General features: G+C 42.4%; 8 protein-coding genes. 7 read left to right on the top strand and 1 reads right to left on the bottom strand.

Annotated elements, in window-relative coordinates:
* Positions 1-15: 15 nt before the first annotated feature.
* On the top strand, positions 16-312 hold the full coding sequence (locus D8852_RS06860) for a bacteriocin immunity protein (RefSeq protein ID WP_125425171.1): 297 nt from the start codon (positions 16-18) through the stop codon (positions 310-312).
* A 95-nt stretch (positions 313-407) separates the two neighbouring features.
* Here the strand turns inward: D8852_RS06860 and D8852_RS06865 are convergent, their stop codons facing one another.
* Complete coding sequence (locus D8852_RS06865) at positions 408-2039, bottom strand: Na/Pi cotransporter family protein (protein ID WP_125425172.1); 1632 nt, start codon at positions 2037-2039, stop codon at positions 408-410.
* A 341-nt stretch (positions 2040-2380) separates the two neighbouring features.
* Between D8852_RS06865 and D8852_RS06870 the strand changes: the two genes are divergently transcribed.
* The 6 genes from D8852_RS06870 (at position 2381) to hrcA (ending at position 12205) form a co-directional block, all read left to right on the top strand.
* Positions 2381-7063 carry an endo-beta-N-acetylglucosaminidase gene (locus D8852_RS06870; RefSeq protein ID WP_125425173.1) on the top strand — a complete coding sequence of 1561 codons (4683 nt, stop codon included), beginning with the start codon at positions 2381-2383 and terminating at the stop codon, positions 7061-7063.
* Positions 7064-7292: 229 nt separating this feature from the next.
* Positions 7293-8492, top strand: coding sequence for a phosphoglycerate kinase (locus tag D8852_RS06875; RefSeq protein ID WP_125425174.1), 1200 nt, complete (start codon positions 7293-7295; stop codon positions 8490-8492).
* Positions 8493-8629: 137 nt separating this feature from the next.
* A complete protein-coding gene (locus tag D8852_RS06880) occupies positions 8630-9157 on the top strand; it encodes an FUSC family protein (protein ID WP_084976033.1) in 528 nt (175 codons plus the stop codon).
* Between the two features lie 76 nt (positions 9158-9233).
* Positions 9234-9590 (top strand): transcriptional repressor GlnR, encoded by a 357-nt coding sequence (gene glnR / locus D8852_RS06885; protein WP_000664331.1) that lies wholly within the window; start codon positions 9234-9236, stop codon positions 9588-9590.
* Positions 9591-9626: 36 nt separating this feature from the next.
* On the top strand, positions 9627-10973 hold the full coding sequence (gene glnA, locus D8852_RS06890; RefSeq protein ID WP_125425175.1) for a type I glutamate--ammonia ligase: 1347 nt from the start codon (positions 9627-9629) through the stop codon (positions 10971-10973).
* Between the two features lie 197 nt (positions 10974-11170).
* The gene (hrcA, locus tag D8852_RS06895) at positions 11171-12205 is read left to right on the top strand and encodes a heat-inducible transcriptional repressor HrcA (protein ID WP_125425176.1); all 1035 of its coding nucleotides are present in this window, start codon (positions 11171-11173) and stop codon (positions 12203-12205) included.
* The last annotated feature ends 18 nt before the right edge of the window (positions 12206-12223 follow it).

Consider the following 12223-nt stretch of genomic DNA (forward strand, 5'->3'; position numbering starts at 1 on the left):
AGGGAGGTGGTCGGGATGGCAGAACCAAACCTAGAAAACCTTATAAGAGATCTCTACAACCATGCTCGTCAGGGTTTGAGTGACGATTTAGTTGCTGCTCTCCTAGAGACTGCTAAAAAACTACCCACTACAAATGAGCAATTACTAGCAGTCCGTCTCTCAGGACTGGTCACCCGTGAATTGCTCATCAATCCCAAACACCCAGCACCTGAATTGCTCAACTTGGCGCGCTTTATCAAAAGAGAAGAAGCCAAGTATAGGGGCACTGCAGTTTCTGCCATTATGTTTGGAGAACTCTTTAAGATGCTTTGATTCCACTGTGAATCAAAGCATTTTTTATATGCTCCAAAAGAAATTCTTGAAGAGGAGACAAAAAAGCCATCCCATTCAGGATAGCTTTTTGGTTATTAGATTTGTTCAGCAATGACCTTTTCAGCTAGGTTCATAGCATGGTCAGACACACGAGTGTAGTGGGAAATGATGTCGATAAAGTTGACTCCAGCTTGTGTAGAACACTCACCCTTGTTAAGGCGTTTGATGTGGGTCTTTCTGAGAACGCGTTCCATATTGTTGATTTCTTTATGGCGTTCAATCAGACTCTGAGCTTTTTCGATATCATTGTTTTCCACACTATCAAGGGCATCTTTGATAAATGCAGTAGTTTTTTGATAGATATCAGCTAATTCCTCTAGAGCAGCTTCAGAGAAATGAACATCCTTGCGTTGGAGGTAGTCTGTTAGGTTGAGCAAGCCTTCTGCGTGGTCTCCAATCCGCTCCAAATCACGAGATGAATCCAGAATGTTGGTCAACACTTCGCTTTCTTTCTGGCTCAAGGATTCGCTTGAGAGTCGAATGAGGTAACGAGTAAGTTTTTCATCGATGGTATTGATGGCTTCCTCTGTCTTGTGCCCTTTTTCAGCTACCTTTTCATCCAAACCGATGATATAGTTATAAGAAAGGTCAAAAGCTTTTGCTGCATAGTTCCCCAAGTGCAAAAGTTCTTTTTTGGCATTTCCTAGAGCGATAGAAGGAGATTGCTGGATAAGTTGTTCGTCGAGATAAAGAGGCTCGTACTTGACAACCTCGTCTTCACCAGGGATGAGCTTGGTTACAAAGTAGGCCAAGGCTCCGATGAATGGAAATTGTACAATGGTGTTACTTACGTTAAAGGCACCGTGAGAGAAGGCGATCGTCATCTCAGGTGAGAGGTGAAGGAGTGCTTGGAAGTACTCAATCATAGCAGTGAAGGGGCCTAATAAGATTAAGCAAAGAATAGTTCCTAGAACGTTAAAGGTAACGTGGGTTGCTGCAACGCGCTTTGCAGAGACATTGGCTCCAGCTGCCGCGATGATAACGGTTAAGGTTGTCCCGATATTATCCCCGAAGAGAACTGGTAGTGAACCTTTAAGGTCAAGGAAGTTACCTGCATAGAGACCTTGCAAAATCCCGATTGTCGCAGAAGAGGCCTGAATGAGGACGGTAATCACTGCACCGGCTACTACTCCTAAAATAGGATTTTGTCCCAAGGTTACCATATATTCCTTGAATTGTGGTAAATCTTTAAGTGGGCTCATACCGGCACTGATGAGGTTAAGGGCGTAGAAGATTCCCCCAACACCAAACAGGATGCGCCCGATGTTGTTTGCTGTTCTGTTTTTTGTAAAGAAGAGGAACATGGTTCCAAGGAAAATCAAGGGCAAAGCATACTCGCCAAGCTTGAAACCGATGATAAAGGAAGTAACGGTGGTTCCAATGTTGGCTCCCATGATAATTCCGATAGCCTGTCTAAGAGTGAGAAGACTAGCGCTGACCAGCCCAACCGTGATAACTGTAACCCCTGTACTTGACTGAATGAGGGCAGTCACGACAATCCCGACTAGGACACCTAAAAAGGGATTGCTAGTGTACTTGTCAATGTAAAAACGAAGGCGATCTCCAGCAGCTTGTTGCAAACCGTCTCCCATGGTCTTAATACTGTATAAAAACAGTCCTAGACCTCCTAAAAAGTGAAATAAAATTTCCTGCCAATTAATGGACATTTCTTTTTCCTCCGAAAAATAATCGCGGAATTTCTCCTATTCTATTTTAAAGGATAATAGGAAATCCCACAAGTGTTTTCTTGATATTTTAGTAAGAAATCGCTAACTTTTTTAAATTTCTTCCTTAAATAGAGTTCTTACCTCAAGTATAAATGTCTGCAAGGATTATATCCAAATTAAACCGTTTCTTATCCTAGTTATAGTTTTTTTATCAAAAAGATTGACAACGCTTTCATATAAGATAAAATGAAGATGATCCTGTTCTGGTGGTGTGCACTGAGAACAGTTACTTTTTATCAAAAGAGTGAAGCGCTTACTTTATATTTTATTAGGAGGATAAGATGAAAGATCTATTTTTTGAAAAACGTTGCCGTTACAGTATTCGTAAGTTGTCAATCGGGGCTTGTTCCTTAATGATTGGATCAGCTCTATTCGCAAGTCCAGCTCTTGCCGAACAGGTCGCTGTCCCTGAAACAGCTAAACCAGACACCGCAGCTATCGAAAAACAATTATCGGAAACAGAGAATAAAGTAGCTGAGCAACCAATTTCAGAAAACACTCCAGCAATAGCTGATTTGGTCAATGAAAAAGAAGATGCAAAACCCGCTCCGGCAGATAAAGCTGTAAAACCTGCTCAACCAACTGAAAAAGAAGAAGTCAAACCAGAGGAAGCTCCTCAAGTGGTTGACAATAAAGCCGACAAACCAAGTTTAGCAGACGTTCCTAAAAATGAAGAGAAGAGCCTCCGACCAAAAGAAATCAAGTTTGATACTTGGGATGATTTGTTGAAATGGGAACCGGGTGCGCGTGAGGACGACTCCATTAACCGTTCCTCAGTTGAGCTTGCCAAGCGCCATAGAGGCCAGCTGGTTAATGAAAAAGCAAGCAGAAGAGCCAAGGTTCAAGCACTAGCAAATACCAATTCAAAGGCCAAAGACCACGCTTCTGTCGGTGGAGAGGAATTCAAGGCCTATGCTTTTGACTACTGGCAATACTTGGATTCAATGGTCTTCTGGGAAGGCCTAGTCCCAACTCCAGATGTCATTGATGCAGGGCACCGCAACGGAGTTCCCGTTTATGGAACACTTTTCTTCAACTGGTCAAACAGCATTGCCGACCAAGAGAAATTTGCCGCTGCCTTGAAACAAGATGAAGATGGCACCTTCCCTATCGCACGAAAACTTGTCGATCTCGCTAAGTACTATGGTTTTGATGGCTATTTCATCAACCAGGAAACAACGGGTGAATTGGTAGAACCTCTTGGTGAAAAAATGCGCCAGTTCATGCTCTATACAAAAGAATACGCAGCTAAAGTCAACCATCCAATCAAGTATGCTTGGTACGATGCCATGACCTACAAATATGGTCGTTACCACGAAGATGGTCTAGGCGATTACAACTACCAGTTTATGCAAAAAGAAGGTGATAAGGTCCCTGCCGATCAATTCTTTGCCAACTTCAACTGGAACAAGGAAAAGAATGACCATTCTGTAGAGATGGCTAAATGGCTAGAGCGTAGCCAATATGATGTCTTTGCAGGCTTGGAATTGCAACAAGGTGGTTCTTATAAGACAAAAGTCAAATGGGATGCCCTCTTAGATGAAAAAGGCAAGTTGCGTTTGTCACTTGGACTCTTTGCACCAGATACGATTACTAGTCTAGGGAAAACAGGAGAAGACTACCACAAGAACGAAGACATCTTCTTTACAGGCTACCAAGGAGATCCAACGGCTCAAAAACCAGCGGACAAAGAGTGGTATGGAATTGCTAATTTAGTTGCGGACCGCACTCCAGCAGTAGGTCGGACCTTCACGACCTCTTTTAATACAGGTCATGGTAGAAAGTGGTTTGTAGACGGCAAAGTTTCTAAGGATTCTGAATGGAACTACCGTTCTGTTTCAGGTGTCTTGCCAACATGGCGCTGGTGGCAGACTTCAACGGGGGAAAAACTTCGTGCAGAATATGACTTTACAGATGCCTACAATGGCGGAAATTCCCTTAAATTCTCAGGTGATGTAGCTGGTAAGACAGACCAAGATGTGAATTTGTATTCTACTAAACTAGAAGTAACGGAGAAAACCAAACTTCGGGTTGCCCATAAGGGAGGAAAAGGCTCGAAAGTTTATATGGCCTTCTCTACGACTCCAGACTACAAATTTGAGGATGCAGATGCATGGAAAGAACTGACCCTTTCTGACAACTGGATAAATGAAGAAATTGACCTTAGCTCACTAGCAGGTAAAACCATCTATGCAGTTAAACTCTTCTTCGAACATGAAGGTGCTGTAAAAGATTATCAGTTCAACCTAGGTCAATTAACCATTTCAGACAATAACCAAGCACCTCAAGCCCCGACAGGTCTCTCTGTGGTGAAGCAATCTCTTAAGAATGCCCAAGAAGCTGAAGCAGTGGTTCAATTTTCGGGTAACCAAGATGCAGATTTCTATGAAGTCTACGAAAAAGACGGGGACAACTGGCGTTTGTTGACAGGTTCATCTGCTTCAACCATCTACTTGCCAAAAGTTAGCCGTTCTGCTAATGCGACTGGTACGACTCAGGAATTGAAAGTCGTTGCAGTTGGTAAAAATGGACTCCGTTCTGAGGCGGCGACAGCATCCTTTAACTGGGGGATGACAGTTCAAGATACGACTCTCCCAAGACCTTTGGCTGAAAATATTGTTCCAGGGGCAACTGTTGTCGGTAGCACTTTCCCAAATACTGAAGGTGGAGAAGGTATCGAAGGCATGTTGAACGGTACGATTACAAGTCTATCAGACAAGTGGTCTTCAGGACAATTGAGCGGTAGTGTGGATATACGTTTGACCAAGTCACGTACCGTTGTTAGATGGGTCATGGATCATGCGGGAGCTGGTGGTGAGTCTGTTAACGATGGTTTGATGAATACCAAGGACTTTGATCTTTACTACAAGGATACAGATGGCGAGTGGAAACTAGCTAAGGAAGTCCGTGGCAATAAAGCGCACGTTACAGATATCACTCTTGACAAACCAATCACTGCCCAAGACTGGCGTTTGCATGTCATTACATCTGATAACGGAACACCTTGGAAGGCCATTCGTATCTACAACTGGAAGATGTACGAAACCTTGGACACAGAAAGTCAAAATATTCCAATGGCTAAGGTAGCTGCCCGTTCACTTGGAAACCATCAAGTTCAACTAGGCTTCTCTGATGTTCCAGCAGGCGCGACCATCACCGTTTACGACAAGGCGGATTCACAAACACCGATTGCAACCTTGAAATCTGAAACTGGTGGTGATCTGGCAACAGCTCCATTGGGCTTTGACAAGCAACCAACTCTCCTCTACTATCGTACCCAACTACCTGGCAAAGAAATCAGTAACACCTTGGCAGTAGCGATTCCGCAGGATGAGAGAAAAATTGCTGCGGTTAGCCTGGAAAAAGAACCTAAAAAGACGGTTTACAAAGAGGGAGAAAAACTTGATCTCAGAGGCGGAACACTCCGTATTCAATACGAAGGGGGACAAGCCGACGAGCTGGTTAACCTTACTCACTCAGGTGTGACTATATCTGGCTACGACGCTCATCAAAAAGGGGAACAGAAGCTCACAGTTAGCTACCTTGGACTTCCAGTTACTAGTGACTTAAAAGTACAAGTGACAGGTCAAGATGAAGGGAAGCCGAAAGAAGTAGCAGGTCTGTACATTACTCAGAAACCGAAAACGGACTATCTAGTAGGAGAGCAACTTGATCTTGCAGAAGGTCGCTTCGGAGTTCTCTATGATGATGAGACAGAAGAAACTCACAGCTTTACTGATGAAGGTGTTGAAATCACGGGCTACGATGCTCAGAAGACTGGACGCCAGACCTTGACCCTGCATTACAAGGGGCACACAGCTGAGTTCGATGTCTTGGTTTCTCCAAAGGCTGCAGTCAATGATGAGTACCTCAAACAAGAAATTACTGCTGCCCAAGGCCGTCAGTCAACCCTTGCCTACACCTTCTCTAGTGAGGACAAACAAGCAGCACTAGTAGAGAAGCTCAATGCAGCGAAAACTGTAGCAGAAAACCACAATGCTAGTCAAGAAGAAGTCAACCAGGCTTTGAATGAGTTGAAACAAGCAGGGACAGACTTGGATGGAAATCAACGTTATCAGACCGCTAGAGAAGAATTGGAAGGCTTGCTCGAAACCCTTCGTGAAAAAGATTCTCAAGATGAGTTGATTGCCCAAGCAGAAGCTTTATTACCTTCACAAACGCCAACTCCTCAAGCATTTGCGGACATGAAAGAAAAGCTGAACAAGCAACTAGCCTCTGTAGAAGAAAGCCATCATGTTGGTAGCATGGATCCTAACGAAGGAGCTCCTACAGTAGAGGCTTTGCCTGAACTGGTTGTTGAAACAGAAACAACAGCCTTTGAACGTCAAGAAAGACCAAATGCAGCCCTCCTCAAAGGTCAACGTCAACTTGTCCAAAAAGGAGAGGAAGGCCAAATTCGTCGTCTTGTAGAAGTAGATGCTCAAGGCAAACGGACCCTTCGTTCGACTGAAGTTGTCAAGGAAGCTCTCCCAGAAATTACCGAAGTTGGAACGAAAGTTCTCTCAAGAAACCAACCAGCTGAAGGTGTAAAAGATCTAGTTCACGAGAAACCAACTCTTAAAATTGAAGAAAAACCACTTGACTTCGAACATCAGGAACGACCAAATGCAGCCCTCCTCAAAGGTCAACGTCAACTTGTCCAAAAAGGAGAGGAAGGCCAAGTTCGTCGCTTTGTAGAAGTAGATGCCCAAGGCAAACGGACCCTTCGTTCAACTGAAGTTCTTAAGGAAGCTATCCCAGAAATTGTTGAAGTTGGAACGAAAGATGAGCAAGTCTCACAAACAAGGGATCAAGCGCTCTCAGCAACACCAGCAAAAGTTGAAGAAGTAAGTAAAGAGCTTCCAAATACGGGAGCGACAAGAGATGCTAGCCTAGTAGCGCTGGGACTCCTCGGAGTAATGAGTGCCTATGGACTTGTAGCTTTGAAAAAGAGAGAAGATTAATCGGATTTAGAATTCTTGGATCTTCTCATATAAAACTAAAAATAAGGTTTGACTGCAGATCGGTCAAACCTTGTTTTAATTACTTATTTGATGAGGTCTTTTTAGAGTTTATTTAAAAAATACTAGTTTCAGTTGCAATAAAGAACTCGAAAAGTTTAGGGTTTTGCTATCTCTTTTGTTGATTTTGTGATATAATTAACACGTATAAAAAAAGAAGGAGTCATATCTAATGGCAAAATTGACTGTTAAAGACGTTGACTTGAAAGGGAAAAAAGTTCTCGTTCGTGTTGACTTCAACGTTCCTGTAAAAGATGGCGTGATTACCAATGACAACCGTATCACTGCAGCTCTTCCAACTATCAAGTACATCCTTGAACAAGGTGGACGTGCTATCCTCTTCTCTCACCTTGGTCGTGTAAAAGAAGAAGCAGACAAAGCTGGTAAATCACTTGCTCCTGTAGCTGCTGACTTGGCTGCTAAATTGGGACAAGAAGTTAAATTTATCCCAGGTGTTACACGTGGTGCTGAATTGGAAGTCGCTGTTAACGCTCTTGAAGATGGACAAGTTCTCTTGGTTGAAAACACTCGTTTCGAAGATGTTGATGGCAAGAAAGAATCTAAAAACGATCCTGAACTTGGTAAATACTGGGCATCACTTGGAGATGGTATCTTCGTAAACGATGCATTCGGTACAGCTCACCGTGCACACGCATCTAACGTTGGTATCTCAGCAAACGTTGAAAAAGCTGTTGCTGGATTCCTTCTTGAAAACGAAATTGCCTACATCCAAGAAGCTGTTGAAGCTCCAGAACGTCCATTCGTGGCTATCCTTGGTGGTTCAAAAGTTTCAGACAAGATCGGTGTTATCGAAAACTTGCTTGAAAAAGCTGATAAAGTTCTTATCGGTGGTGGGATGACTTACACATTCTACAAAGCTCAAGGTATCGAAATTGGTAACTCACTTGTTGAAGAAGACAAATTGGATGTTGCGAAAGCTCTTCTTGAAAAAGCAAACGGCAAATTGATCTTACCAGTTGACTCAAAAGAAGCAAACGCATTTGCTGATTACACTGAAGTGAAAGACACTGAAGGTGAAGCAGTAGACCCAGGTTTCCTTGGTTTGGATATCGGTCCTAAATCTATCGCTAAGTTTGACGAAGCCTTGACTGGTGCGAAAACAGTTGTATGGAACGGACCAATGGGTGTATTTGAAAACCCTGACTTCCAAGCTGGTACAATCGGTGTGATGGACGCTATCGTGAAACAACCAGGCGTGAAATCAATCATCGGTGGTGGTGACTCAGCTGCCGCAGCAATCAACCTTGGTCGTGCAGACAAGTTCTCATGGATCTCTACTGGTGGTGGAGCATCAATGGAACTCCTTGAAGGTAAAGTATTGCCAGGATTGGCTGCACTTACAGAAAAATAATCTTTCGTAAATGAAACGATGAAAAGAGGAACTTTGTTTCCTCTTTTTCTTGTAGCTTGAATTAAAAACGTTTCCGATTGATTTTGGCTCATAAAATCAACTAAATTATGATAAAATGGAAATAGAAAGTTGAGATTATGGGTTATTTTAAAAAATATAAATTTGATAAGTCACAGTTCAAGCTTGGTCTACGAACCTTTAAAACCGGAATTGCTGTTTTTTTAGTTCTCTTGATTTTTGGATTTTTTGGTTGGAAGGGGCTTCAAATTGGGGCTTTGACAGCAGTCTTCAGTCTACGAGAAAGTTTTGATAAGAGCGTCCATTTTGGAACTTCACGTATCTTAGGAAATAGCATCGGAGGTTTTTATGCTCTTGTCTTTTTTCTCTTAAATACCTTATTTCAAGAAGCCTTTTGGGTGACCTTGCTGATTGTGCCAATCTGCACCATGTTAACCATTATGACAAATGTCGCCATGAACAATAAGGCGGGAGTTATTGGTGGTGTAGCAGCTATGTTGATCATTACCCTATCAATACCGAGCGGGGAGACAATATTGTACGTGTTTGCTCGTGTATTTGAAACTTTTATGGGTGTTTTTGTCGCAATACTCGTAAATTATGATATTGATCGCTTCAGAAATCTTTTTGAGAAAAAAAGAAAATAATGTTATATTTTGTGACATTATCAATTGACGTATGTATTTTTTTAGACTATAATAGACAGAAAGAAGGAAATTGTGAATGAAGGAAAGAGAATTTCGCCGAAATATGGCTGTTTTTCCTATCGGCAGTGTGATGAAGTTGACCGATCTCTCGGCGCGTCAGATTCGTTATTATGAAGATCAAGAGTTGATAAAGCCTGATCGAAACGAAGGGAACCGTCGCATGTATTCTTTGAATGACATGGATCGTTTGCTTGAAATCAAAGATTATATTTCTGAAGGTTTCAATATCGCTGCCATTAAGAAGAAATATGCTGAACGTGAGGCGAAATCCAAGAAAGCAGTGAGCCCAACGGAAGTGCGTCGTGCGCTTCATAATGAGCTCCTCCAACAGGGACGCTTTGCTTCAGCGCAGTCACCTTTTGGTCGCGGTTAGGCAACCGCAAGTAGTCATACATTAAGGAGAAAAACCATGCCAATCACAGCTGCAGATATTCGTCGTGAAGTCAAGGAAAAAAATGTTACCTTTATTCGTCTCATGTTTTCAGATATCTTGGGGACGATGAAAAACGTCGAAATTCCTGCTACAGATGAACAGTTAGATAAAGTCTTGTCAAACAAGGCTATGTTTGATGGATCTTCTATTGAAGGTTTTGTACGTATCAATGAGTCAGATATGTACTTGTACCCAGACTTGGATACATGGACAGTCTTCCCTTGGGGAGATGAGAATGGAAGTGTTGCAGGTTTGATCTGTGATGTCTATACAACAGAGGGTGAGCCATTTGCAGGTGACCCTCGTGGTAATCTGAAGCGTACGCTTCGTCATATGGAGGAAGTGGGATTCAAATCCTTCAACCTTGGTCCAGAACCAGAATTCTTCCTATTTAAGCTGGATGAAAATGGTGACCCGACACTTGAAGTAAATGACAAGGGTGGTTACTTTGATTTGGCGCCTACAGATCTTGCGGACAATACGCGTCGTGAAATCGTGAATGTCTTGACCAAAATGGGATTTGAAGTAGAAGCTAGTCACCACGAAGTTGCGGTTGGTCAACATGAAATTGACTTCAAGTACGATGAAGTGCTTCGTGCTTGTGATAAGATTCAAATCTTTAAGCTCGTTGTTAAAACAATCGCTCGTAAACACGGTCTTTATGCAACCTTTATGGCGAAACCAAAATTTGGTATTGCTGGATCAGGTATGCACTGTAATATGTCCTTGTTTGATGCAGAAGGAAACAATGCCTTCTTTGATCCCAATGATCCAAAAGGAATGCAATTGTCAGAAACTGCCTACTATTTCCTTGGCGGTTTGATTAAGCATGCCTACAACTATACTGCCATCATGAATCCAACAGTTAACTCATACAAACGTTTGGTTCCTGGTTATGAAGCGCCAGTTTACATCGCTTGGGCTGGTCGTAACCGTTCACCGCTTGTTCGTGTACCGGCTTCACGTGGCATGGGAACTCGTTTGGAATTACGCTCAGTAGATCCAATGGCAAACCCATACATCGCGATGGCAGTTCTATTGGAAGTTGGTTTGCATGGTATTGAAAACAAAATCGAAGCACCTGCTCCTATCGAAGAAAATATCTACATCATGACAGCAGAAGAGCGTAAGGAAGCTGGAATCACAGATCTTCCATCAACCCTTCACAACGCTTTGAAAGCTTTGACGGAAGATGAAGTTGTCAGAGCGGCTCTCGGAGAACATATCTATACTAGTTTCCTTGAAGCTAAACGAATCGAATGGGCAAGTTATGCAACTTTCGTTTCACAATGGGAAATTGATAATTATCTTGATTTGTATTAATAATAGAAAAGAGGTTGTCCGAACGGGCAATCTTTTTTCTAGGTCTTCAGACCGATTTTTAGCACTCTTGACAAAAGAGTGCTAATTTTTTGAGTTTTTGTCTTGACATTCTCTTTTAAGGGTGTATAATAGAATCATAAGTTAGCACTTGGATGTATCGAGTGCTAAAAAAAGATCTATCAGAGAGGAGTGGCGAGATGGTTACAGAACGTCAGCAGAATATTTTAAATCTGATTATTGACATCTTTACCAAAACGCACGAACCTGTTGGATCTAAAGCCTTGAAAGAGTCTATCAGTTCTAGCAGTGCAACCATTCGTAATGATATGGCGGCTCTGGAAAAGCAAGGTTTGCTTGAAAAAGCTCATACTTCCAGTGGTCGGATGCCAAGTGTCGCTGGTTTTCAGTACTATGTGAAACACTCACTGGATTTTGACCGACTGGCTGAAAATGAGGTATACGAGATTGTCAAAGCCTTTGATCAGGAATTCTTCAAACTGGAGGATATTCTGCAAGAGGCTGCTAATCTACTAACAGACTTGAGTGGCTGTACGGTAGTAGCGCTGGATGTTGAACCAAGTAGACAGCGCCTGACGGCCTTCGATATTGTCGTTCTAGGACAACACACTGCTCTTGCAGTTTTCACCCTAGATGAGTCTCGAACGGTTACTAGTCAGTTTTTGATTCCAAGGAATTTCTTGCAGGAAGATTTGCTAAAATTGAAGAGCATCATTCAGGAACGTTTCCTCGGTCAGACCGTTCTGGATATTCACTACAAGATTCGGACGGAGATTCCGCAGATTATTCAACGTTACTTCACAACAACGGACAATGTCATGGATCTCTTTGAACATATCTTTAAAGAAATGTTCAACGAAAACATTGTGGTTGCGGGCAAGGTTAATCTCTTGAATTTTGCCAATCTAGCAGCCTATCAGTTCTTTGACCAACCACAGAAGGTGGCCTTGGAAATTCGTGAAGGTCTGCATGAGGATCAGATGCAAAACGTTCGTGTTGCGGACAGTCAAGAATCCTGTCTAGCTGACCTAGCAGTGATTAGCAGTAAATTCCTCATCCCTTATCGTGGTTTTGGAATTCTGGCGATTATCGGTCCGGTTAATCTGGATTACCAGCAATTGGTTAATCAACTCAATGTTGTCAATCGAGTACTAACTATGAAACTCACAGATTTCTATCGCTATTTGAGTAGTAATCATTATGAGGTGAGTTGAACATAAAATTACATAAAT

The organism is Streptococcus mitis (assembly GCF_003942695.1).
In the GTDB taxonomy this organism is placed as follows: Bacteria; Bacillota; Bacilli; order Lactobacillales; family Streptococcaceae; genus Streptococcus; species Streptococcus mitis_BD.